The 25,026-nt window shown below is 50.2% G+C and carries 22 protein-coding genes, 1 pseudogene and 1 other annotated feature; of the genes and pseudogenes, 11 read left to right on the top strand and 12 right to left on the bottom strand.

From position 1 onward, the window contains the following. Position 1: 1 nt before the first annotated feature. Entirely contained in the window at positions 2–2,275 is a 2,274-nt protein-coding gene (gene phsA / locus FCH32_RS03060) for a thiosulfate reductase PhsA (protein ID WP_174360483.1), read from the bottom strand. A gap of 399 nt (positions 2,276–2,674) precedes the next feature. On the opposite strand from phsA, the gene sbcB reads away from it, so the two are divergent. Beyond that, complete coding sequence (gene sbcB / locus FCH32_RS03055; protein WP_135911843.1) at positions 2,675–4,099, top strand: exodeoxyribonuclease I; 1,425 nt, start codon at positions 2,675–2,677, stop codon at positions 4,097–4,099. 102 nt (positions 4,100–4,201) lie between these two features. On the opposite strand, the gene FCH32_RS03050 is transcribed toward sbcB, so the two are convergent. The 4 genes and pseudogenes from FCH32_RS03050 to FCH32_RS03035 all read right to left on the bottom strand — a co-directional run bounded on the left by FCH32_RS03050 (position 4,202) and on the right by FCH32_RS03035 (position 7,627). After that, entirely contained in the window at positions 4,202–5,563 is a 1,362-nt protein-coding gene (locus FCH32_RS03050) for an APC family permease (RefSeq protein WP_162604171.1), read from the bottom strand. Next, a complete protein-coding gene (gene yoeI, locus FCH32_RS03045) occupies positions 5,553–5,615 on the bottom strand; it encodes a membrane protein YoeI (RefSeq protein WP_101706264.1) in 63 nt (20 codons plus the stop codon). The genes FCH32_RS03050 and yoeI overlap by 11 nt, the downstream gene beginning before the upstream one ends. A 212-nt stretch (positions 5,616–5,827) precedes the next feature. Beyond that, a pseudogene (locus FCH32_RS03040) lies at positions 5,828–6,761 on the bottom strand (LysR family transcriptional regulator). A 41-nt stretch (positions 6,762–6,802) separates the two neighbouring features. Continuing rightward, a complete protein-coding gene (locus FCH32_RS03035; RefSeq protein WP_174360482.1) occupies positions 6,803–7,627 on the bottom strand; it encodes an SDR family oxidoreductase in 825 nt (274 codons plus the stop codon). Between the two features lie 175 nt (positions 7,628–7,802). Here FCH32_RS03035 and hisL point away from each other — a divergent pair, with 175 nt between their 5' ends. The 9 genes from hisL (at position 7,803) to hisIE (ending at position 15,157) form a co-directional block, all read left to right on the top strand. Further along, the gene (gene hisL, locus FCH32_RS03030) at positions 7,803–7,850 is read left to right on the top strand and encodes a his operon leader peptide (RefSeq protein ID WP_100250077.1); all 48 of its coding nucleotides are present in this window, start codon (positions 7,803–7,805) and stop codon (positions 7,848–7,850) included. Next, positions 7,826–7,948, top strand: a sequence feature (His leader region). (Overlaps the previous gene by 25 nt.) Positions 7,949–7,995: 47 nt before the next feature. After that, the gene (gene hisG, locus FCH32_RS03025; protein ID WP_174360481.1) at positions 7,996–8,895 is read left to right on the top strand and encodes an ATP phosphoribosyltransferase; all 900 of its coding nucleotides are present in this window, start codon (positions 7,996–7,998) and stop codon (positions 8,893–8,895) included. 127 nt (positions 8,896–9,022) lie between these two features. Further along, entirely contained in the window at positions 9,023–10,327 is a 1,305-nt protein-coding gene (hisD, locus tag FCH32_RS03020) for a histidinol dehydrogenase (protein ID WP_174360480.1), read from the top strand. Further along, the gene (gene hisC, locus FCH32_RS03015; RefSeq protein WP_174360479.1) at positions 10,324–11,403 is read left to right on the top strand and encodes a histidinol-phosphate transaminase; all 1,080 of its coding nucleotides are present in this window, start codon (positions 10,324–10,326) and stop codon (positions 11,401–11,403) included. The genes hisD and hisC overlap by 4 nt, the downstream gene beginning before the upstream one ends. Then, positions 11,400–12,467, top strand: coding sequence for a bifunctional histidinol-phosphatase/imidazoleglycerol-phosphate dehydratase HisB (gene hisB / locus FCH32_RS03010; protein ID WP_096756621.1), 1,068 nt, complete (start codon positions 11,400–11,402; stop codon positions 12,465–12,467). Before hisC ends, hisB begins: the two co-directional genes overlap by 4 nt. Continuing rightward, a complete protein-coding gene (gene hisH, locus FCH32_RS03005) occupies positions 12,467–13,057 on the top strand; it encodes an imidazole glycerol phosphate synthase subunit HisH (RefSeq protein WP_117343300.1) in 591 nt (196 codons plus the stop codon). The genes hisB and hisH overlap by 1 nt, the downstream gene beginning before the upstream one ends. Next, positions 13,057–13,794, top strand: a complete 738-nt coding sequence (hisA, locus tag FCH32_RS03000; RefSeq protein WP_174360478.1) for a 1-(5-phosphoribosyl)-5-[(5-phosphoribosylamino)methylideneamino]imidazole-4-carboxamide isomerase — start codon at positions 13,057–13,059, stop codon at positions 13,792–13,794. Before hisH ends, hisA begins: the two co-directional genes overlap by 1 nt. Further along, on the top strand, positions 13,776–14,552 hold the full coding sequence (gene hisF, locus FCH32_RS02995) for an imidazole glycerol phosphate synthase subunit HisF (protein ID WP_174360477.1): 777 nt from the start codon (positions 13,776–13,778) through the stop codon (positions 14,550–14,552). Before hisA ends, hisF begins: the two co-directional genes overlap by 19 nt. Beyond that, a complete protein-coding gene (gene hisIE, locus FCH32_RS02990) occupies positions 14,546–15,157 on the top strand; it encodes a bifunctional phosphoribosyl-AMP cyclohydrolase/phosphoribosyl-ATP diphosphatase HisIE (protein WP_137362966.1) in 612 nt (203 codons plus the stop codon). The genes hisF and hisIE overlap by 7 nt, the downstream gene beginning before the upstream one ends. Before the next feature lie 59 nt (positions 15,158–15,216). On the opposite strand, the gene wzzB is transcribed toward hisIE, so the two are convergent. Continuing rightward, a complete protein-coding gene (wzzB, locus tag FCH32_RS02985; RefSeq protein ID WP_174360476.1) occupies positions 15,217–16,200 on the bottom strand; it encodes an LPS O-antigen chain length determinant protein WzzB in 984 nt (327 codons plus the stop codon). A gap of 351 nt (positions 16,201–16,551) precedes the next feature. Here wzzB and FCH32_RS02980 point away from each other — a divergent pair, with 351 nt between their 5' ends. Then, positions 16,552–17,556 carry an NAD-dependent epimerase gene (locus FCH32_RS02980; RefSeq protein WP_174360475.1) on the top strand — a complete coding sequence of 335 codons (1,005 nt, stop codon included), beginning with the start codon at positions 16,552–16,554 and terminating at the stop codon, positions 17,554–17,556. A 62-nt stretch (positions 17,557–17,618) separates the two neighbouring features. Here the strand turns inward: FCH32_RS02980 and ugd are convergent, their stop codons facing one another. The 6 genes from ugd to FCH32_RS02950 all read right to left on the bottom strand — a co-directional run bounded on the left by ugd (position 17,619) and on the right by FCH32_RS02950 (position 24,904). Beyond that, on the bottom strand, positions 17,619–18,785 hold the full coding sequence (gene ugd / locus FCH32_RS02975; RefSeq protein WP_146716967.1) for a UDP-glucose 6-dehydrogenase: 1,167 nt from the start codon (positions 18,783–18,785) through the stop codon (positions 17,619–17,621). Positions 18,786–18,991: 206 nt separating this feature from the next. After that, on the bottom strand, positions 18,992–20,398 hold the full coding sequence (gene gndA, locus FCH32_RS02970; protein WP_174360474.1) for an NADP-dependent phosphogluconate dehydrogenase: 1,407 nt from the start codon (positions 20,396–20,398) through the stop codon (positions 18,992–18,994). A 107-nt stretch (positions 20,399–20,505) separates the two neighbouring features. Then, the gene (locus FCH32_RS02965) at positions 20,506–22,422 is read right to left on the bottom strand and encodes a polysaccharide biosynthesis protein (RefSeq protein ID WP_174360473.1); all 1,917 of its coding nucleotides are present in this window, start codon (positions 22,420–22,422) and stop codon (positions 20,506–20,508) included. Between the two features lie 83 nt (positions 22,423–22,505). After that, entirely contained in the window at positions 22,506–23,681 is a 1,176-nt protein-coding gene (locus FCH32_RS02960; RefSeq protein ID WP_174360472.1) for a DegT/DnrJ/EryC1/StrS family aminotransferase, read from the bottom strand. Between the two features lie 4 nt (positions 23,682–23,685). Further along, complete coding sequence (locus tag FCH32_RS02955) at positions 23,686–24,318, bottom strand: acetyltransferase (RefSeq protein ID WP_217438878.1); 633 nt, start codon at positions 24,316–24,318, stop codon at positions 23,686–23,688. Then, positions 24,308–24,904 carry a sugar transferase gene (locus FCH32_RS02950; RefSeq protein ID WP_174360470.1) on the bottom strand — a complete coding sequence of 199 codons (597 nt, stop codon included), beginning with the start codon at positions 24,902–24,904 and terminating at the stop codon, positions 24,308–24,310. The genes FCH32_RS02955 and FCH32_RS02950 overlap by 11 nt, the downstream gene beginning before the upstream one ends. Positions 24,905–25,026: the final 122 nt, after the last annotated feature.

Here is a 25,026-nt window from a genome sequence, read left to right as displayed (position 1 = left end):
TTCATGCCCGACGCAGCGTCACGCCAGCGGTGTGCACCACCGTTCCGGAAACCGGACTGGTCACGTGCGGAAGTAAATTACCGCAGTGAATACCGTGCGTGGTTGCCGCCGTTTTAGCCCCGGCCTTGGCGCCAAACCCCATATAAACAAACAGCGTATCGGGTCGAATACCGGCCGTGACCAGCGCCTTACCTTTTTCTTTGCCAGTGGCGTTTTCCAGCCAGATGTCGTCACCGCTTTTAATCCCTTTTTCACGCGCGGTCGTCGGGTGGATCCACACCGCGTTGTCCCACATCAGTTCACTGAGTAAAGGCACATATTGCGTTGCTCCGTTGGTGTGAACCGCCACCTTGCCCTGGATGAAATAGAGTTCATTTTCACCCTTCAGGGCAAAATTGCGGGCGCGTGGAATACCGTAGCCGGGAAGTAACGATTCCAGCTCTGCGGAATAAAGCTCGATTTTGCCTGACGGGGATTTGAATCGCAGTTGCTCCCCGTAAGTACCATCGCTGTCCGCGGGCACTGCGCCAGGATAGCGCTCGACAAACTGGCGCACGGTCTCAGGTTCACGAAATAACAGCGGTACGCCCCACTCCCGGTATCCCTTCTGACGCAGTTCTGCGGATAAGGCGTGATCGCCATTGAGCTGGTACAGCTGGCGCGTCTGCATATCCTGCCACGGGTAAAATTGCCCGAGACCCAACTGTTCACCCAGTTCTTTCCAGATTTGCCAGCTCGGACGAGCATCGCCAATGGGCTCAACTACCTGTTGGCGTAATGCATAAGCTGGATTCAGCCCTGACATATCAGAGACTTCTTCATCACGCTCAAGGTAGGTGCATTCCGGTAACAGATAGTCAGCATAGGCCGCACTTTCACTTAAATAGACATCGCAGCTGACCACCAGATCCAGTTGTTCCACGGTTTTGACCAGATCGGGCCGGCAGGTCACGGTCTGGAAAGGATTATGTCGGGACATGATCCATCCCTTCACCGGGTAAGGAGTCTGCTTTAACACGGCATCAATAATGCTTTGCACGACCCCGCCACCCGCGGCGATGTATTTAAACTGCGGTGCCACCAGATCAATGCGCTGCGCGGTTGGCTTCGGTAATTTCACATCCGGTTTTGCCAGCACTGGCGCGACCTTTTCGCCAGCCAGCTTGTTGTAGGTTGCCGCCGCCTTTTTCTGGTACATGCCACCTTCACGTTCGATATTGCCCAGCAGCACGTTGAGGGTGAAGATCATCCGCCGCATGTCGATCTCTTCCTGAGAAAACGTCGCGCGGTGGCCTGGGCTGACGATGGCACGAGGCGCGCTGGCCGCCATTTCTCGGGTTACGCGGGTAATAACTTCAGCAGGAACATCAGCCAGCTTTTGCGCCCATTCAGGCGTTGTCTCTTGTACGGCCTCTGCCAGCTGTGCAAACCCCGTGGTATAACGCTCCACAAACTGCGCGTCATACAGGTTTTCTTTAATCATGACGTGGCACATTGCCATCAGTACCGGCAAGTCGCCGCCAGGCCTGATGGCATGCCATTCATCCGCTTTACTGGAAAATACGGACAAGCGAGGGTCGAAGCTGACCATCTTCGCGCCTCTCTCCTGCGCGGTCATCAGTTCGTGGGTGTCGGCAACCTCAATACCTTCATAGAGGTTATGGCCAAAAGAGACCATATAACGGGTGTTGGCAATATCCATGGACAGATCGCCGCCCATCATCACTTTAGCGGCAATGGATTTCCCGGCGGGACATGTCGAGGCATGGGTAAAGGTGTTCGGCGAACCGAAGGCCGTCGCCAGGTGAAATAAATGACCGGAAAGCGAGCCGGATTTAGAAGAGAAGACAACGCCCTGAGGACCATATTGCGCTTTTATGGCACTCATCTTTTCGGCAATTTCTTGATAGGCTTGCTGCCAGCTAATGACCTGCCATTCTCCAGCGCCACGCGGGCCGGTACGCTTCATCGGTTTAACAATACGGTGCGGATCGTTAACCAGGCTCACGCCGCTGCCCCCTCGGGCACAGACCCGGGTACCCTGCTGCGGCGCATTAGGGTTCCCCTGGATGAAAACGGTTTTATTATTAATGACCTGAGCTTGAATGGGACAGCGAAATGAACACATTTCGCACAGACTTGGCGTGAGTGAGGTTTTCCCCTTGATACTCTCTGGTGCATTACGCGCCAGTGCCCCCGGTGGAAAAGTTCCTATTGCGCAAGCGGAGCAGCCAATACCCACGCCGCGCAAAAAGTTACGCCGACTAATGCTCATATAACCCCCTGTTATTAGATATATCCAATTATTATATGGAGTTTATATTATTAATTTTTAATCTCACTCACATTTCCTTACAGTGAAGCAAGAACATCCTGACGAATCAGAACCTATTGTTTACAAAGACTTTTAAAACTTCCAAAACTCAACAATTAACCGTAAAAATAACAATAATGGTTATCAATCAAATTATTAAAATGAAATTATCCTTGATGATAATCATGCCAATAAATACAGTTTCGTTCGTTTAATTAATTCAAGAAATATATAAAAGCACCGTTCATCTCAATTTTATTGCGACCTGATTCCCCGAACAGATAATCGCTTTGCTGATTACCTCGCTAATTTTTGGTACTCTTATAAAAGCGCTAAATTGATCCCGGACATAACTGAACAATGAATGACGGCAAGCAGCATCCTACGTTTCTCTTCCACGATTACGAAACCTTTGGTACCCATCCGGCGCTGGACAGGCCCGCGCAATTTGCGGCCATCCGCACGGATAACGATTTCAACATTATCGGCGATCCAGAGGTTTTTTATTGTAAGCCTGCGGACGACTATCTGCCGCACCCGGAAGCGGTACTTATCACCGGTATTACCCCGCAGGAAGCGCGTGAAAAAGGAGAGAACGAAGCAACGTTTGCTGCCCGCATTCACGCCCTGTTTACCGTGCCCAAAACCTGTATTGTGGGCTATAACAATGTGCGCTTCGACGACGAAGTGACGCGCAATATCCTGTACCGCAATTTCTACGACCCCTACGCCTGGAGTTGGCAGCACGATAATTCACGTTGGGATTTACTGGATGTTATGCGCGCCTGTTATGCCCTGCGCCCGGAAGGCATTAACTGGCCAGAAAACGACGACGGGTTACCCAGTTTCCGCCTTGAGCATTTGACCAAAGCCAACGGCATTGAACACGCCAACGCCCACGATGCGATGGCCGACGTGTACGCCACCATTGCGATGGCGCAGTTGGTTAAGTCGCGTCAGCCTCGTCTGTTCGACTATCTCTATAGCCACCGGAACAAACACAAGCTGGCCGCCCTGATCGATGTCCCACAAATGAAACCGTTGGTTCATGTCTCTGGCATGTTCGGCGCATGGCGCGGCAATACCAGTTGGGTTGCGCCGCTCGCCTGGCACCCGGACAATCGTAACGCGGTCATCATGGTTGACTTAGCCGGTGATATTTCTCCCCTGCTTGAGCTGGACAGCGACACGCTGCGTGAGCGCCTTTACACCGCCAAAGCCGACCTGGGCGATAACGTAGCGGTACCCGTGAAACTGGTGCACATCAACAAATGCCCGGTTCTGGCACAGGCCAACACGCTACGCCCGGAAGATGCTGACCGACTGGGAATTAACCGCCAGCATTGTCTGGATAACCTCAAAATCCTGCGTGAAAACCCGCAGGTTCGCGATAAAGTGGTGGCTATTTTTTCCGAGGCAGAACCCTTCACACCGTCAGACAACGTGGATGCCCAACTGTATAACGGTTTTTTCAGCGATGCCGACCGCGCTGCGATGAAAATCGTGCTGGAAACCGACCCACGCAATTTACCGGCACTGGATATTACCTTTGTTGATAAGCGTATTGAAAAGCTGCTGTTTAATTACCGCGCGCGTAACTTCCCCGGCACGCTGGATGAGTCTGAACAGCAGCGCTGGCTGGAGCATCGCCGTCAGGTGTTTACCGCAGAGTTTTTACAGCAATATGCCAATGAATTGCAGATGCTGAGTCAACAGTATGCGGATAATAAAGAGAAGCTGGTGCTGCTGAAATCACTCTGGCAATACGCCGAAGAGATTGTGTAAGAAGAGAAACTAACACACAGGTATAAAAAAACCGGAGAACATGTCTCCGGTTAGGCAATTTGCCGGATGGTGGCGCAAGGCCCCCAGTCCGGCAAACATCAATTACTGCGCGATATCTTCGTACTGTGGAACCGGATTGCGGAAGCTTTTGGTCACGCAAGCCAGGTAAACCAGACCAATACCCGCCCAGATCAGACCCAGAACCATCGAGCTTTCTTCCAGGTTAACCCACAGTGCGCCGACGGTCAGAGCACCACACACCGGCATGACCAGGTAGTTGAAGTGGTCTTTCAGCGTCTTATTGCGTTTTTCGCGGATCCAGAACTGTGAAATCACAGACAGGTTCACGAAGGTAAACGCCACCAGCGCACCGAAGTTGATCAGCGCCGTCGCCGTCACCAGGTCAAATTTGATTGCCAGCAGCGCAATCGCACCCACCAGCAGCACGTTCCATGCAGGAGTACGCCATTTCGGGTGAATATAACCGAAGAAACGGGTCGGGAATACGCCATCGCGCCCCATCACGTACATCAGACGAGAAACGCCCGCATGTGCCGCCATACCGGATGCCAGTACGGTGACGCTGGAGAACACCAGCACGCCCCACTGGAAGGTTTTACCCGCAACGTACAGCATGATTTCCGGCTGTGACGCGTCCGGATCTTTAAAGCGAGAGATATCCGGGAAGTACAGCTGCAGGAAGTAGGAGGCACCAATAAAGATCAGGCCACCAATCAGCGCGGTCAGGAAGATAGCCTTCGGAATAACGCGCTCTGCGTCTTTGGTTTCTTCTGACAGCGAAGAGATGCCGTCAAAACCAAGGAACGAGAAGCACAGGATAGTTGCACCGGTAATCATCGGCACCACGTGCGCACCTTCAGACCAGAATGGACGGGTGCTGGTCAGCGTGCCTGCGCCTTCGCCGTGCATAATGCCGTAAATGATCAGGCCAACAATCACTGCCACAATACCCATCTGCAAAATAACAATCAGGGTATTGAAGTTCGCGACGGCCTTGATGCTGCGCAGGTTCGAGATGGTCATAAAGCCCACCAGCGCGACAACAAAGATCCACGACGGTACCGACGGCACCAGCGCTTCAAAGTAGATTTTAGCCAACAGGATGTTGATCATCGGCATGAACAAATAGTCCAGCAGCGATGACCAGCCCACCATAAAGCCTACGGTCGGGCTAATGGATTTCTGAGCATAGGTGTACGCAGAGCCAGCTGACGGGAAACGGCGAACCAGTTTACCGTAGCTCAACGCAGTAAAGAGAATGGCAACCAACGCAAAAGCATAAGCCGTCGCGACATGACCATCGGTCAAGCCCGAAACGATACCAAATGTATCGAACAGCGTCATCGGCTGCATATAGGCAAGGCCCATCATGACAACCGGAACCAACGTAAGCGTTTTACGTAATTCCACGCGAGAGGTGTTTGGAGTAACGTTATGCGACATGGTCATTCCCCTTTACGGTGAATACCGTCGCGTAAGCAAAAAATTGCCCCATTTTTACGAATTCCTCAGCGACAACAACTGTCGGTTTTTAGTAAGTATCTATCCGGTACGAAGCCCGGCCTCTTTTATGAATGATTGGTTTGATGCAAAAAAATAACCGACGCGTATTAAAACGTCGGCTAATGTCATTTTTTGCAAGCGGCGTATTTTGCACTAAATTGGAGAGAAATAACAAGAGAATGAGATAGCCAAAAATAAATATTTTTATCTAACCGCCTGATTTATCGACACTCGATTTTACATAAACGCCTGCGATAGCACTATTTGCTAAAATCTGATCTCGCCACCAGGCGCTGGCTAATCCTGACGTCTGTTCATTCCAGCCAATCCACACCGGTTCAAACATAATTTGTGCGACCACTTTCTTCTCTATCAGGGCACCGCTGTCCAAAAAACGTTGTGCCAGATAGCGCGGTAAATACCCGCATCCCAGCCCACTGATCTGCAGTTCCAGCTTGGTTTTAAAGTCAAAAACGGTGATTGCATCCTGATCGTCAAGCAGTTGAGAACCCGACAAGCTCGCCAGATGAGGACTGTCCCCCACCACAATGGCACGGAAACGTTTAATGGTACGCCGTTGCAGTGGTTCGTCTTCCTGCGCCAGCGGATGATGCGGTGCGATCACAAACACCTGTTCGAGGTCACCTAAACGCGCAAAACCAAAGTTACTCGCGGAAGGCGGTTCATGCATCGCCCCGACGATAATATCGGCCCGCCCTTGGGTGAGCGCCTCCCAGGAACCGCCCAGTACACCGTTGATAAATTTAAGCCGCGTGACGCTGTGGTGCTGGTAGAAGGATTCGATAAGCGGGGCCAGCAGTGAAAAAGGAAAGGTGTCATCCACGCCAATAACCAGCTGGTTCTCCCAACCTTCGTGCAGTTTGATGGCCTGTTTTTCGAGTTCGCGGACGGTATGCAGTACCTCCCGCCCCTTTTCCAGCAGCATCTGCCCGGTGCGGGTAAACGTCGCCCGATGCCCGCTGCGATCCAACAATTGAATATTCAGATCGCTTTCCAGCTTATGGACGGTATAGCTCAGCGCGGACGGCGTCTTAAACAATTTTGCCGACGCCGCCGCGAAACTTCCCTCTTTATCTAACGCGTCGAGGATGATCAGAACGTCCAGCAGTGGTTTCATACTCGCCCCCTGGCGGTATATGACGGCGCGCTGCTGGTCTGTCACTCCATCGGCATCACCAGCGGGTCGGGATACTGGTACTCAAACCCAAGTTCATTGCAAATTCGGTTGCCGTCAATGATTTTACCTTTACCGTTATCCACACCGTCCCGGAATTCCGGCGGTTCCAGCCCCAGCAAACGCGCCATCTGGGGATAGAACACATTACGCGCCGGATGCATAGGCGCACATATATTATAGATGTGTCCTCCTTTCGGTGCCTGGAGCAGCAAAGCGATCGCCGACACCACATCGTCCAGATGCACCAGATTGACACCATGCTGTCCATCCGGTGCCGTTTTACCGGCGAAAAAACGCCCTGGGTGTCTGCCCGGTCCAACCAACCCGGCGAGGCGCACAATGTCTACCGAGGTCCCCGGCAGGTTATGCAACCAGTCCTCAAGTTCTTTCAGCACACGACCGCTTGCCGTCACCGGATTGCGCGGCGAGCCTTCCTTCACGGCTCCCTGTACGTCACCATACACCGACGTCGAGCTGGTAAAAATAATCCGTGGAATGCGGTATGCCAGCGCACTGTCGACCAGTTCCTGCATCGCCTGCAGATAAAAATCTTCACCCGGACCGCTACGGCGGGCGGGCAGCGTGATGACCAGCGCATCGACATCCATCAGCGCATCAAGATCGTCTGACGCGCACACCAGCTCAGGTTCAAGGCGCAGCGAGTAGCTTTCGATACCGCTCATACGGGCCGCTTCCACCCCATCCAGCGTGGTTTTGCTGCCGGTGACCTGCCAGCCTCGCGCCGCCAGCGACATGGCTAACGGCATGCCTAACCAACCTAACCCGACAATTGCGACCTTTTTCATGCCTTCTCTCCTGACTTGTGGCCTGTTACCCAAGGCTACGCCAGCCCACGGTGGCTGACAATTCATAGTATCAATATGAAATGAATTAATGATCAAAAAAAGCCCTTGCTTTCGGTGACTAAAGTGGTTTAGGTTAAAAGACATCAAATGAATAAACATTCATCGAGAACATTTTATGACACGCGCTCAATTTAAACACCATCATCACCATCATCCTGACTAGTCTTTCAGGCGATGTGTGCTGGGAGACATTTAACTCTTCCAGTGGTGCATGAGCGCATGAGAAAGCCCCCGGAAGAATTTTTCCGGGGGCTTTTTTTTTGGTGCGTGACCCAGACCGATTCAGACAGGATAACGAGGACAAGAGAATGTTAGACAATACCCGTTTACGCATAGCTATGCAGAAATCAGGCCGCTTAAGCGATGATTCACGCGAATTACTGGCCCGCTGTGGCATTAAAATTAATCTTCACACCCAGCGCCTGATTGCGATGGCAGAGAACATGCCGATTGATATTCTCCGCGTGCGTGATGACGATATTCCGGGTCTGGTGATGGACGGCGTGGTTGACCTCGGCATCATTGGTGAAAACGTTTTAGAAGAAGAGTTGCTCAACCGCCGGGCGCAGGGCGAAGATCCGCACTACTTTACGCTGCGTCGTCTCGACTTCGGTGGCTGTCGCCTCTCGTTAGCCACCCCGGCTGACGAAGCCTGGGACGGCCCGGCTTCGCTGAACGGTAAACGTGTTGCCACTTCCTACCCGCACCTGCTGAAACGTTATCTGGATCAGAAAGGCGTCACGTTTAAATCCTGCCTGCTAAACGGCTCAGTAGAAGTTGCCCCGCGTGCGGGCCTGGCCGATGCGATTTGCGATCTGGTCTCAACCGGCGCCACGCTGGAAGCCAACGGCCTGCGTGAAGTCGAAGTGATTTACCGCTCCAAAGCCTGCCTGATCCAGCGCGACGGCGAGATGGCGGAAGCCAAGCAGCAGCTGATCGATAAATTACTGACCCGCATTCAGGGCGTGATTCAGGCCCGCGAATCCAAGTACATCATGATGCACGCCCCAACCGAACGTCTGGACGAGGTCATCGCCCTGCTGCCAGGCGCAGAGCGTCCAACTATTCTGCCACTGGCAGGCGATCAGCAGCGCGTGGCCATGCACATGGTCAGCAGCGAAACCCTGTTCTGGGAAACCATGGAAAAACTGAAAGCGCTCGGTGCCAGTTCGATTCTGGTGCTGCCAATTGAGAAGATGATGGAGTGATCTGATGCCTGATGGCGCTTCGCTTATCAGGCCTACAAGAATTGTCACAATCATTGATATTACGGGTCTTGTAGGCCGGATAAGGCAGCACCGCCATCCGGCAACACCCGATAATGGAGTAACGACCATGAGCTTCAATACCCTGATTGACTGGAATACCTGCAGCATCGAACAGCAACGCGAATTGCTGATGCGCCCGGCAATCTCTGCTTCGGACAGCATCATCCGTACCGTCAGCGACATTCTGGATAACGTCAAATCACGCGGTGATGCGGCGCTGCGCGAATACAGCGCCAAATTTGATAAAACCACCGTCAGCGCGCTGAAAGTCAGTGCCGAAGAGATTTCTGCCGCCAGCGCGCGTCTGAGTGAGGACCTCAAGCAGGCGATGGCGGTCGCGGTGAAAAATATTGAAACGTTTCACAACGCGCAAAAACTGCCCGCGGTAGATATTGAAACGCAGCCCGGCGTGCGCTGCCAGCAGGTGACCCGTCCGGTCAGCTCCGTCGGTTTGTATATTCCGGGGGGATCGGCCCCACTCTTCTCAACGGTATTGATGCTTGCCACCCCGGCCCGTATTGCTGGTTGCCAACGCGTGGTGCTGTGCTCGCCACCGCCTATCGCCGACGAAATTTTGTATGCGGCGCAGCTGTGCGGTGTGCAAGAGGTGTTTAACGTCGGTGGCGCCCAGGCAATTGCCGCTCTGGCCTTCGGTAGCGAATCGGTACCCAAAGTCGACAAAATTTTTGGCCCCGGTAATGCCTGGGTAACTGAGGCCAAGCGCCAGGTAAGCCAGCGTCTGGACGGTGCGGCCATTGATATGCCGGCCGGCCCTTCCGAAGTCCTGGTGATTGCCGACAGTGGCGCGACCCCGGATTTCGTCGCCTCCGATCTGCTCTCGCAGGCCGAGCACGGCCCGGATTCTCAGGTGATCCTGCTGACGCCGGATGCCGGGATGGCCCGCCGCGTGGCTGACGCCGTTGAACGCCAGCTTGCTGAACTACCACGCGCGGAAACAGCGCGTCAGGCGCTGAGCGCCAGCCGTCTGATTGTGACCCGGGATCTGGCGCAGTGCATCGCCATTTCTAATCAGTACGGCCCAGAGCACCTGATCATTCAGACCCGTAACGCCCGTGAACTGGTCGATGATATCACCAGCGCCGGCTCCGTGTTTCTCGGTGACTGGTCACCGGAATCCGCCGGTGATTATGCCTCAGGCACAAACCACGTGCTACCGACCTACGGTTACACCGCGACCTGTTCAAGCCTCGGGCTGGCAGACTTCCAAAAGCGGATGACCGTCCAGGAACTGTCGCCACAAGGTTTCTCAGCTCTCGCCTCAACCATCGAAACGCTGGCCGCCGCGGAGCGACTGACCGCCCACAAAAATGCCGTCACCCTGCGTGTTAACGCCCTCAAGGAGCAAGCATGAGCACTGACAACATTCTTAGCGTCACCGATTTAGCCCGTAAAAATGTCCGCGAACTGACGCCCTATCAGTCTGCCCGTCGTCTGGGCGGTAATGGCGACGTCTGGCTGAATGCCAACGAGTTCCCGACGGCCGTTGAGTTTCAGCTCAGCCAGCAGACGCTTAACCGTTACCCGGAATGTCAGCCAAAAGCGGTGATTGAGAATTACGCACAGTACGCGGGCGTTAAACCGGAGCAGGTGTTGGTTAGCCGAGGGGCAGATGAAGGTATCGAACTGTTGGTACGCGCGTTTTGTGAACCTGGCCAGGATGCCATTCTTTACTGCCCGCCGACCTACGGCATGTACAGCGTCAGCGCTGAGACCATCGGCGTGGAATGCCGCACCGTGCCTACGCTTGCCGACTGGCAGCTCGATCTCCAGGGCATTGCCGACAAGCTTGATGGCGTGAAGGTGGTTTACGTTTGCAGCCCTAACAATCCGACCGGCCAGTTGATTAACCCACAAGATCTACGCTCGCTGCTTGAAATGACCCAAGGTAAAGCCATTGTGGTCGCCGATGAAGCGTACATTGAGTTCTGTCCGCAGGCGACGCTGGCCGGCTGGTTAACGGAATATCCACACCTGGTGGTTCTGCGTACCCTTTCCAAGGCGTTTGCGCTGGCAGGGTTGCGCTGCGGATTTACGCTGGCCAATGAAGAGGTGGTTAATCTGCTGTTGAAAGTGATCGCCCCCTATCCGCTGTCGACGCCAGTAGCCGATATCGCCGCCCAGGCGCTGACGCCACAAGGCATTGCCGCCATGCGTGAACGCGTAGCGCAGATCCTACAAGAGCGTCAGTACCTAGTGGATACCCTGAACACTATCCCCTGCGTGGAGCAGGTTTTCACCTCTGAAACCAACTATATTCTGGCCCGCTTTACCGCTTCCAGTTCTGTGTTTAAATCTTTGTGGGATCAGGGCATTATCTTACGAGACCAGAACAAACAACCTTCATTAAGCGGCTGCCTGCGGATCACCGTCGGCACCCGTGAAGAAAGCCAGCGCGTCATTGACGCTTTACGTGCGGAGCAAGTATGAGCCAGAAGTATCTTTTTATTGACCGTGATGGAACCCTGATTTCAGAACCGCCAAGTGACTTTCAGGTTGATCGCTTTGACAAACTGGCCTTTGAGCCGGAGGTTGTCCCTGCCCTGCTCAAGCTGCAAAAAGCCGGTTATAAACTGGTGATGATCACCAACCAGGATGGACTGGGAACGCAAAGCTTCCCGCAGGCTGAGTTTGACGGGCCGCATAACCTGATGATGCAGATTTTCACCTCGCAGGGCGTGGTGTTTGATGAGGTGCTGATCTGCCCGCACCTGCCCGCGGACGAATGCGACTGCCGTAAACCAAAAGTGAAGCTGGTCGAACAGTATCTGGCTGAACAGGCGCTGGATACCGCGAACAGCTACGTGATTGGCGACCGCGCAACCGACATTCAGCTGGCTGAAAACATGGGAATCGGCGGGTTACGCTACCACCGTGACACCCTGAACTGGTCGATGATTAGCGAACAGCTGACCAAACGCGACCGCTACGCCCACGTTGAGCGTAATACCAAAGAAACGCAGATTGACGTCAAAGTGTGGCTGGACCGCGAGGGCCGCAGCAAAATTAATACCGGCGTCGGCTTCTTTGACCACATGCTGGATCAAATCTCGACCCACGGCGGTTTTCGCATGGAAATCACCGTCAAGGGCGACTTGTATATTGACGATCACCACACCGTAGAAGATACCGGTCTGGCGCTGGGCGAAGCGTTAAAACTGGCGTTGGGTGACAAGCGTGGCATCAACCGCTTCGGGTTTGTGCTGCCAATGGACGAATGCCTGGCCCGCTGCGCGCTGGATATCTCCGGACGTCCGCACCTGGAATACCGGGCTGAATTCACCTATCAGCGCGTTGGCGATCTGAGCACCGAGATGATCGAGCACTTTTTCCGTTCGCTCTCTTACACCATGGGCGTGACGCTGCACCTGAAGACCAAGGGCAAAAACGATCACCACCGTGTGGAAAGCCTGTTCAAGGCCTTTGGTCGCACGCTGCGCCAGGCGATTCGCGTTGAGGGCGATACCCTTCCCTCCTCAAAAGGAGTGCTGTGATGAACGTCGTGATCCTCGACACCGGCTGCGCCAACCTCAACTCGGTGAAATCTGCCGTGGCGCGTCACGGTTATGACCCCATCGTCAGCCGCGACGCCGATGTGGTACTGCGCGCCGATAAGCTTTTTCTGCCCGGCGTCGGGACCGCGCAGGCGGCGATGGATCAGCTACGTGAACGCGAACTGATTGAGCTGATCAAAGCCTGTACCCAACCGGTTCTGGGGATTTGTTTGGGTATGCAACTGCTCGGTCGGCGCAGTGCAGAGAGCAATGGCGTCGATATGCTGGGTATTATTGAGCAAGACGTACCTAAGATGACTGACTTTGGCCTGCCACTGCCGCATATGGGCTGGAACCGGGTGTATCCGCAGGCGGGAAATCGCCTGTTCCGCGGCATTGACGATGGCGCATATTTTTATTTTGTTCACAGCTACGCAATGCCAGTCAATCCCTCGACCATCGCCCAGTGCCATTACGGTGAACCGTTCACTGCAGCGGTACAAAAAGATAATTTCTTCGGCGTACAGTTTCACCCTGAGCGCTCGGGTGCCGCTGGGGCGCTGTTGCTGAAAAATTTTCTGGAGATGTGATGATTATTCCGGCATTAGATTTAATCGATGGCACAGTTGTGCGTCTCCACCAGGGCGATTACGCCACCCAGCGTGATTACGGCAACGATCCTCTGCCGCGCTTGCAGGATTACGCCGCACAGGGTGCAGAGGTTCTGCACCTGGTAGATTTAACCGGCGCGAAAGATCCGCTCAAGCGTCAGATCCCGCTGATTAAAACGCTGGTCGCCGGTGTCAACATACCGGTGCAGGTTGGCGGCGGTGTGCGCACAGAAGAGGACGTTGCGGCCCTGCTGGCAGCCGGTGTGGCGCGCGTGGTGGTTGGCTCGACGGCGGTAAAATCACCTGAAGTCGTCAAAGGCTGGTTCGAGCGTTTCGGTGCAGATGCACTGGTGCTGGCGCTGGATGTGCGTATTGACGAACAAGGCAACAAGCAGGTCGCGGTCAGCGGCTGGCAGGAAGACTCCGGCGTTTCGCTGGAAGAACTGGTGGAAACCTACCTGCCCGTTGGCCTGAAGCATGTGCTGTGCACCGATATCTCCCGCGACGGCACGCTGGCAGGCTCTAACGTATCGCTTTATGAAGAAGTCTGCGCTAAATATCCGCAGGTGGCCTTTCAGTCATCCGGTGGTATTGGTGATATCGACGACGTTGCCGCCCTGCGCGGAACCGGCGTGCGCGGCGTGATCGTCGGACGCGCGCTGCTGGAAGGAAAATTCACCGTTGAGGAGGCCATTCAATGCTGGCAAAACGCATAATTCCGTGTCTGGACGTTCGCGATGGTCAGGTAGTGAAAGGCGTCCAGTTTCGTAATCACGAGGTCATCGGTGACATCGTCCCGTTGGCGAAACGCTATGCCGACGAGGGCGCAGATGAGCTGGTGTTCTACGATATCACCGCCTCCAGCGATGGACGTGTAGTCGATAAGAGCTGGGTATCGCGCGTAGCAGAAGTGATCGACATCCCGTTCTGCGTGGCGGGCGGGATTAAGTCAGTGGACGATGCCGCGAAAATACTGACTTTCGGCGCTGATAAAATTTCAGTCAACTCACCTGCGCTGGCTGACCCGTCGCTGATTACACGCCTGGCCGAACGCTTTGGCGTGCAGTGCATCGTGGTTGGGATCGATACCTGGCATGACGCCGAAACCGGGAAGTATCACGTTAATCAATACACCGGCGATGAGAGCCGTACCCGCGTCACCCAGTGGGAAACCCTCGACTGGGTTAAAGAGGTGCAAAAACTCGGCGCAGGTGAAATCGTCCTCAATATGATGAACCAGGACGGCGTGCGTAACGGCTACGATCTCGAACAGCTGAAAAAAGTACGTGAAGTATGCCACGTTCCGCTGATCGCCTCCGGCGGCGCAGGAACCATGGAACACTTCCTTGCTGCCTTCCAGGATGCGGATGTCGATGGCGCGCTCGCCGCTTCAGTGTTCCACAAGCAGATTATTAATATTGGTGAATTAAAAACGTACCTGGCAACGCAGGGCGTGGAGATCAGGATATGTTAACGAAGCAACAATGCCGAGAACTGGACTGGGAAAAAACCGACGGACTGATGCCGGTTGTCGTACAGCATGCGGTCTCTGGCGAAGTATTAATGCTGGGTTATATGAACCTTGAAGCACTGGACAAAACGCTTGAAAGCGGCAAAGTGACCTTTTTCTCGCGCACCAAACAGCGCCTGTGGACCAAGGGCGAAACCTCCGGCAACTTCCTCAATGTGGTCAGCATTACGCCCGATTGCGATAACGACACGTTGCTGGTGCTGGTGAACCCGATTGGGCCCACCTGCCATAAAGGGACCAGCAGCTGTTTTGGCGAGGCCAGCCACCAGTGGCTGTTCCTGTATCAGCTTGAACAGCTACTTGCTGAGCGTAAAACGGCAGACCCGGAGAGTTCCTACACGGCTAAGCTGTATGCCAGCGGCACCAAACGCATCGCTCAGAAGGTCGGTGAAGAAGGCGTGGAGACCGCGCTGGCAGCAACGGTACATGACCGTTTCGAACTGACCAATGAGGCATCCGATCTGATGTATCACCTGCTGGTACTGCTGCAGGATCAGGATCTCGATCTGACCACGGTAATAGAGAATTTGCGTCAGCGGCATCAGTAAACTTCGGGCGTAAAAAAACCGGGCGATACCCGGTTTTTTTAGCTCTGCGTCATACTGACTTACTGCGCTTTTGCTTTGTAGACCCGTAACGCATTGCGCCCCAGCACCACGCCCGCGCCAATCATTCCCCCGAGCAGTGCCGCCAGTACCAGCGTAATGGATTTCTTCGGGCTGTCGCGACGAATCGGTAAGGTTGGTTTCATCACATAGCGGTAAGTATGTAGTTCAGCACCGTCAGGCTTCAGAGCCTCAATATCCAGCAGGTTTTGCCTGGTCTGGTAGTAGCTATCAGAGAAAATCAACGGACGCGTCGCTTCGTGCTCAATCATTGATTTCAGGGCATCGCTGCCCAGCAGCAGCATGCTGTCCTGCGTCACATCCTGAGTTTGCTGAATTTGTGGCCTGGTCACCCCCGCCTGTTCAGCGTAACGCAAAGCTTCCTGAATCTGCTTAATACGGAGGTTTTTTTGCTCTTGCGCAACCACTTCTTGAGTTCTCAACGAGTCTTTCAGTGTAGTTGTACGTAGCTTGATGTTATCAACCAAGTCAGTTTCCAGTTCTTTGGCAACTTTGTCATCAATTTGCTGGATATATTCAGAAAGTTGACGCTGCGCACCTTCAGGAGAATCACTCACATAGGAGACTACCAAGGGTAATTGCTGACCTTTAACCGACTGCTCGATAGTCAGTTTTTCTGGTTCTTGCTGATGATCAAGCGTTTCAGCCAACGCGGAAAACGAGGTGCTAAAGCGGGCAATGACATTAGTCTGTAGCTCAGTCACTTTTGGCGCACTGCTGCCATACAATACGTTCAACGCATTATTATAAGTGGCTATCTGCGCGACATCGGGCTGAGTCACAATCGCCGTCGAGGTCCATTTCTCTTTCGCTACCGCCAGATAGCCCACAGCAAGGAGGATAGCAACAACAACACAGACAACAATCGTCATTTTGCCGCGCCACAACTGCATTACTAAATCAATTAAATCAATCTGTTCCGGATCGTTACTGCGCCCGGATACGTTGTTATCACCGACAGACATAATTACCCTAAATGAGGAAAGACTTAACGCCAATAGTTTAGCCATAAATTCAGGTAATGCCATAGGATTACTGATAAAAAATACAGATTATTTAAGTGATATTGATTGGTATTTTAATCACTACTTAAAAAGTTAAGCGGGCAATCATCGCAGTCAACAATGAAAATCTGACTGGCGCGACTATTCATGCCATCCTATCAATTCACGTTGTGAATAAAAATGACGTAACCAGAAAAACCGAACAGGGTAATAACACATAACGATTATCTTTTTTATCGTCAAACGGTATGATTCTCCCTTTCTGGCGCCTGATGGCGCCTGGCAACTATAAAGCCAGAAAGAGGTGCAAAAATGAAATACCTGGTTACGGGTGCCGCCGGCTTTATCGGCTTCCACGTTAGTAAACGCTTGCTGGACGCTGGCCACCAAGTGGTCGGTATGGATAATCTCAACGATTACTACGATGTCAGCCTTAAGCAGGCGCGCCTGGCGTTGCTGGTACACCCCGGATTCCATTTTCATAAGCTTGATTTAGCTGACCGGGAAAGCATGGCGGCACTTTTCGCGGACGAGCACTTTGATCGCGTAATCCATCTCGCCGCACAGGCGGGCGTTCGATACTCAATCGACAATCCACATGCTTACGCAGACTCCAATCTGACCGGCTTTTTGAACGTACTGGAAGGGTGTCGACATAACCAAATCCAACACCTGCTCTATGCCTCCTCCAGTTCGGTGTACGGCCTGAACCGCAAGATGCCGTTTGCCACAGATGATTCCGTTGATCACCCCGTGTCCTTATATGCGGCAACCAAAAAAGCCAACGAGTTGATGGCGCATACCTACTCTCATTTATATGGCCTGCCGACCACGGGATTGCGTTTTTTCACCGTGTACGGCCCGTGGGGTCGCCCGGATATGGCGCTGTTTAAATTCACCAAAGCGATGCTGGAAGGGAAAAGCATCGACGTCTATAACTTTGGTAAAATGAAGCGTGACTTTACCTATATTGATGATATCACCGAGGCGATTGTTCGCCTGCAGGACATTATTCCGCAGACCGACGCACAATGGACCGTTGAAACCGGTACTCCGGCTACCAGTATTGCCCCCTATCACGTCTACAATATTGGCAATAGTGCCCCGGTTGAGTTGATGGATTACATCAAAGCACTGGAAGAAGCGCTAGGTATTGAAGCCACTAAAAATATGCTGCCACTGCAACCCGGAGACGTGCTGGAAACCAGCGCAGATACTCAAGCACTGTACGACGTGATTGGCTTTAAACCCGAAACAACCGTTAAAGATGGTGTAAAAAACTTTGTGGACTGGTATCGCGATTTCTACGCGGTATAAATTCATTCGTTCTGAAATATAAAAGAGGCCTTTTAAACGGCCTCTTTTATTCGCGATATAGATTAGTCATTACCAAACAGATCGCGGGTGTACACCTTATCGGCGACATCACTTAGTTCCGGCGTCATACGGTTAGAAATGATAATGTCCGCTTCATTTTTAAACACGTCTAAATCACGTACCACGCGCGAATGGAAAAATTCATCCTCTTTCATTACCGGTTCAAAAATAATCACCGGCACGCCTTTGGCTTTAATCCGTTTCATGATCCCCTGAATGGACGATGCGCGGAAGTTATCAGAACCACTTTTCATGATTAAGCGATAAACCCCCACCACCTTCGGCTTGCGTGCAAGGATGGAGTCGGCAATAAAGTCTTTACGCGTGCGGTTGGCATCCACAATGGCAGAGATAAGATTATTGGGAACCGACTGGTAGTTTGCCAGCAACTGTTTGGTGTCTTTCGGCAGGCAATAGCCGCCATAACCAAATGAGGGGTTGTTATAGTGATTACCAATACGCGGATCCAGACAGACGCCTTCAATGATTTGGCGGGTATCGAGACCTAAGCTTTCAGCATAGCTGTCAAGCTCGTTAAAGTACGCTACGCGCATGGCGAGATAAGTATTGGCAAACAGTTTAATGGCTTCGGCTTCGGTAGAATCAGTAAATAACGTGGGAATGTCTTGCTTGATGGCGCCTTCCTGCAACAAAGCAGCAAATCGTTCAGCACGCGCGGAACGCTCGCCAATCACAATTCGTGAAGGATGAAGATTGTCATAAAGCGCCTTACCTTCCCGCAGAAACTCCGGTGAGAAAATAATATTCTCCGTACCCAGGCGCTCTTTAATCGACTGGGTAAAACCAACCGGGATAGTTGATTTTATAATCATTACCGCCTGCGGATTTATCTCCAGTACATCTCGGATGACTGATTCCACGCTGGACGTATTGAAGTAGTTGGTTTTAGGATCGTAATCAGTTGGCGTGGCAATAATGACATAATCAGCATTGCGATAAGCCTCTTGCTTGTCGGTGGTTGCGCGGAAGTTGAGATCTTTTGTGGCCAGATACTCTTCAATTTCTTTATCAGCAATCGGTGACTGTTTCTGATTCAGCATGTCCACTTTGGATTGCACAATATCCAGCGCAACCACTTCGTGGTGCTGGGCAATCAGAATACCGTTCGATAGCCCCACATAACCTGTACCTGAAATCGTTATTTTCATTAGCTCTAACTTCTTCTGGTTAAACATTAAAGAGTGAACAACTCACCATCGTTAGACCCAACGTTGTCGTATCGGATCAGCATAGTTGCATTATATCGTGATTTAGCACAGCTACGCCTATCAGACCTGACCGAATGCCGTTTTTTGCCCATAAAAAAGCCCGGAGGAGTGCTCCGGGCCTGCATTTTCGTTAGGGCTAAATCAGATTAATCCAGCCATTCCGTATGGAACACGCCTTCTTTATCTGTGCGCTTATAGGTGTGCGCACCGAAGTAGTCACGCTGCGCCTGGATCAGGTTAGCAGGCAGAACTTCTGCACGATAGCTGTCGTAATAGGCAACCGCCGCGGAGAAGGTAGGAACCGGAATACCGTTCTGCACGGCATACGCCACCACATCACGCAGCGCCTGCTGATATTCATCAGCAATGTTCTTGAAGTACGGATCAAGCAGCAGGTTAGCAATACCGGAATTTTTAGCGTAAGCATCGGTGATCTTCTGCAGGAACTGCGCACGAATGATGCAGCCCGCACGGAAAATCTTGGCAATCTCACCGTAGTTCAGATCCCAGTGGTGTTCGTCAGAAGCTGCGCGCAGCTGAGAGAAGCCCTGGGCGTAAGACACAATTTTACCCAGATACAGCGCGCGACGCACTTTCTCGATAAATTCGGCTTTATCACCCGCTAGCTGAGCTTTAGGTCCGGTCAGGACTTTAGAGGCCGCAACACGCTGCTCTTTCAGAGAAGAGATGTAGCGAGCGAATACGGATTCAGTGATCAGCGACAGCGGCTCACCGAGATCCAGGGAACTCTGGCTGGTCCACTTACCGGTACCTTTGTTAGCGGCTTCATCCAGAATGACGTCAACCAGGTATTTACCTTCTTCATCTTTTTTGGTGAAGATGTCTTTGGTGATGTCGATCAGATAGCTGCTTAGTTCACCATTGTTCCATTCGGTGAAAGTGCTTGCCAGCTCTTCGTTAGACAGGTTCAAACCACCTTTCAGCAAGGAGTAGGCTTCAGCAATTAGCTGCATATCGCCATACTCGATACCGTTGTGAACCATCTTCACATAGTGACCCGCACCGTCAGCACCGATGTATGTTACGCACGGCTCACCGTCTTCGGCAACAGCAGCGATCTTAGTCAGAATCGGCGCAACCAACTCGTACGCTTCTTTCTGGCCGCCAGGCATGATAGAAGGCCCTTTCAGCGCGCCCTCTTCACCACCGGAAACACCGGTACCGATGAAGTTAAAACCTTCTGCGGACAGTTCACGGTTACGACGAATAGTATCCTGGAAGAAAGTGTTACCACCATCAATGATGATGTCGCCTTTATCCAGGTACGGCTTCAGGGAATCAATGGCAGCATCGGTGCCTGCGCCCGCTTTCACCATTAACAGGATACGACGTGGGGTCTCAAGAGACTCAACAAACTCTTTCACCGTGTAATAAGGAACCAGTTTCTTACCCGGGTTCTCGGCAACAACTTCTTCAGTTTTTTCGCGGGAGCGGTTGAAGATGGAGACGGTATAACCACGGCTTTCGATGTTGAGCGCCAGGTTGCGCCCCATCACTGCCATACCGACGACGCCGATCTGTTGCTTGGACATTACATACTCCTGTCAGGTGTGGTCACCGCGCGACATATGCGCGGCTTGAATGTGTTCTAGATGTTAACTCAGGATACTTGAAAGTAGTTAGCAGTTGATATGCTGATTCAGCATGTAACGTTAAAATTACTTTCTAATGCATTGTTTTTAGCATGCCAAACTAAATCACAAATCCCATCAGTTGGTTGAAATCCGGTTGGTATCTTGAGTAAAAGCTCGCGAATCTTATCATGTTCAAAATTATTGCACGCCTCATCCATCTGTTTAAGATAGACCTCAAGCTCTTGCCAACTAAGCATATCTTCATGAGCAGTCATAATGCGCGGATGCGTTGTAGCTAAAACCTGCTCACCAATAAGCAACTCCTCATATAATTTTTCGCCCGGACGCAACCCTGTAATACAAATCTCTATATCGCCATCAGGGTTAGATTCGTCTTTAACTGTTAAGCCACTTAGCTTAACCATCCGGGTAGCAAGATCATAAATACGGACTGGATCTCCCATATCTAACACAAAAACATCACCACCTCTCGCCATAGCCCCTGCCTGGATGACAAGCTGCGATGCTTCAGGGATCGTCATGAAATAACGAATGATATCTTTATGCGTTAACGTTACTGGCCCACCTTGTTCAATTTGTTTTTCAAACAGTGGGACTACGGATCCTGACGAACCTAAAACATTACCAAATCTAACCATGCTGAAACATGTGACCGATTGTTCTTTAGCTAATGCCTGTAAAACTAATTCAGCGACACGTTTTGTTGCTCCCATGGTATTCGTAGGCCTCACAGCTTTATCAGTAGAAACCAAGATAAAGGTCTCAACCTGAGAAGAAATTGCTGCTTTCGCACAATAAAAAGTACCATAGATATTATTTCGCACACCCTCAACGACATTGTATTCGACTAGCGGCACATGTTTATAAGCTGCTGCATGATATACAGTATTAACATTAAAGACTCGCATAATAGTTTCCAGGCGGTGCAGCTTCTGGACAGAACCCATAAGCGGAATGATCACAATATCGTTATCACTTTTATTGACCGCCATTGAGAGCTCTTTTTCAATTGAATATAATGCGAATTCAGAGACCTCAAACAAAATTAAAATTTTTGGTTTTTGCGTAATAATTTGACGACAAATTTCCGAACCAATTGATCCCCCTGCTCCTGTGACCATAACAACTTTACCACGAATATTTTTTGCTAAAAGTTGTTCGCTAGGCGCTACGGGTTCTCGACCAAGTAAATCGTCTATAGAGACTTTTTTCAAGGACATAATCTGAGCTTTGCCTTCTACCAAGTCGACCATTCCCGGTATAGACAACACTTCACAAGGAAAATTCTCTAGATTTGTAATAACTTCTCTTCGTTTTTCGACAGATATCGAAGGCATTGCAAGAAGTATTTTCTTTATCCCATAGCGAGGAATTAATTTGTCCAGACTCTTACTGGGATAAACTGTGACTCCATGAATAACCACTTTACTCAACAAAGGGTTATCATCGACAAATGCGACAGGGAAGTACTCATCGACTTGTCTTAAAGCTGTTAGCAATTGTCTACCTGAAGCACCTGCTCCATAGATAATTACAGGTATTCGCCCGCGGACTGCGTAGGTGAGCATCATACGGAAGAAGAGTCTGGAACCGCAAATAAATAACAAAGAAAACGCGAAATAAATAATAGGGACAGCACGAGGAAGAAAAACATCGGAAAAATAAGCCATTGTTATTAAGAACAATGTTGAAATACACATACCAAACAAGACAGTAACAAATATTTTTGCAGTTACATATCTTAAGACTGTTCTATATAGCCCCATTTTTATAAAGATAAAAACAGTAATAGCTATTAGACAAGCAAGTAACTTCCAGTGCTCGTAACTTGTATATGGTGCAGAAATATCCATCCGGATCCAAAAGGCACCCCAGAAAGCAATTAGCAATAAAAGGAAATCTATTGCCACCATGATTATGCGCTTTATATTACGAGGCAAACTGAGCAGTTGCGTTAACATTCTTTACCACATCTAAATAGATACGAGGTGGTCCAAAAACCACCTCAAGAAGTTTATCCTATATCAACTATCAATCGTTGATGTTAGATTAATGCGTCACACAATACCTTACGTGCGACTTTACATGTTAAATCTATTTCTTCTGGCGTTAATGTCGGATGAACCAAAAACATCAAGCTTGTTTGACCAAGCTCAACTGCGTTAGCAAGCGGCGTTTGCGGACGCCATGGGGTGTTATCGAATGCTTTTTCAAGATAAATCTCTGAGCAACTACCTTGATAGCAGGGTACACCTGCAGCATTGATTTCTTCAATAATACGATCTCTACTCCACCCATTTTTCAGACCAGAAGGTTTGATGAAGATGTAATGCTTGTATTCCGCATGTTCAATGTACTCAGGTACATTAACAAGCCTAACACCGGCCAAATCTACAAGCGCGCTATCAATAGCGTTACCATTTTCCTGACGACGCTGAGTCCAATCTTTCATTTTTCTAAGCTGAATGCGACCAATTGCACCTTGCATTTCAAGCATGCGCCAGTTAGTACCAAATGATTCATGCAACCAACGAAATCCCGGTTTATGGTCCCGGTTATAAACGGCATCATAACTTTTGCCATGATCCTTATAACTCCACATAGCAGACCACAACGATTTATCATTCGTTGTCACCATTCCGCCTTCACCGCCCGTAGTCATGATTTTATCCTGACAAAATGACCAGGCTGCAATATGCCCAATACTACCTACACTCTTACCTTTATAGCGGGCTCCATGCGCCTGTGCGCAATCTTCAATAACATACAAGTTATGCTTCTCAGCCAGCTCCATAATGGGATCCATTTCAGCAGGCATTCCCGCTAAATGAACAACAATAATAGCTTTTGTTTCTGGAGTCAGAACTTCAGCAATGCTTTCTGCCGTAATACATTGACTGTTGAGATCGACATCGGCAAATACTGGGTTAGCACCCGCAGTTACAATGCATGAAGCAGATGCCAAGAAGGTACGCGATGTTACGATAACATCATCTCCAGCCCCGATGTCTAATGCCTTTAAAGCAACATCCAGTGCCAGTGTTCCATTACTCAAAGCAACGGCATACTTCGTGCCAACCCATTCTGCAAACTCTGCTTCAAATTGACGACATTCATTTCCGGTCCAATAGTTTACTTTATTGGATAATAAAACTGAAGAAACAGCTTCTGCTTCTTCCTGCGTAAATGATGGCCATGGAGAAAATAATGTATTAAGCACAATCTCATCCTTTCTTCTGTATTAATTTAGCGGGGTTACCCACAACGATTGCATTAGGCTCAACATCAGATATTACATTCGCACCTGCACCAACGACAGCGTCATTTCCGATATTAATACACTGAACTACTTGTGCCCCTACACCGATCATAACGCTCTCTCCAACTTTAACAGCACCTGATAAGTGTACTCCCGGGCATATATGCGAACCATTACTTATAACTGAATCATGATCGATAGTTGCTGCAGTATTAATAATAACAGTATTGCCTATAGTCACAAATGGGTTAATTACAGCATGAGCCATAACTACGGAACCAATACCTATTTGGCTATAACGACTGACGCACGCCGACGGATGAATAAATGATTGAAGTGGAGCATTTATGCTTTTCAACTTGTTAAACACACTAGCTCTGATTTTATTATTACCTATTGCGACAATAACACCATCATAGCTATTTATATTTTCGATTAACTTATCCAAATTCCCAATAAGTGGCCAATGTTCGTGTTTAAGCAAAGAGGGCCACTGTTCATCAAAAAAATAAACTTCATTATCACCAGATAATTCAATAATTTCTGCAACAACCTTTCCATGGCCTCCACCGCCATAGACAGCAATTTTATTTTTCATCATTTCCCCTGAATGGTTCTACAGTTACGTGCCCTTCAGCAGATATACCATCTCTTTTATATGCTTTTTGAATTGTCAATAAAAGTATCTTCAAATCTAATAGTAATGAATGATTATCTATATACCAAACATCTAAATCGAATTTTTCTTGCCAACTAATCGAATTACGACCATTAACTTGAGCCCATCCTGTAATACCAGGGCGAACTTCATGTCTACGCATTTGCTTTGTATTATACAAACTAAGATACTGCATTAGTAATGGACGGGGGCCAACCAAACTCATATCCCCACGCAGTACATTCCATAGCTCGGGAAGTTCGTCCAGACTCATATTTCTTAGCTTAGTACCAAAAACCGTCATCCGTTCATCATCTGGAAGCGGATTTCCATCTTTATCATAAGCATCACGCATTGTCCGAAATTTAATCATATTAAATGGTTTACCATTTAGCCCTGGACGCTGCTGCTTAAATAGAACGGGAGAACCTATTTTTACTTTTATTTTATATGCAAGATATAGTAATAATGGCGATAAAACAATCAATGCACAAAAGGAAATAATAATATCTAGTAAACGTTTCATACATTAAAGCCTATTCGATATAATTCTGCTATTTGGTTGCGGAGTTATTACTGCTATCGCCAGGGTTTTTAATTTAACTTTCAGCAAACCCAATGGCATTAATAATGATTAACCCAAAATAA

Source organism: Citrobacter gillenii (assembly GCF_013337685.1).
Taxonomy (GTDB): domain Bacteria; phylum Pseudomonadota; class Gammaproteobacteria; order Enterobacterales; family Enterobacteriaceae; genus Citrobacter; species Citrobacter gillenii.
Note: the sequence above shows the minus strand (reverse complement) of the source record. Positions and strands in the feature narration are given on the sequence as shown.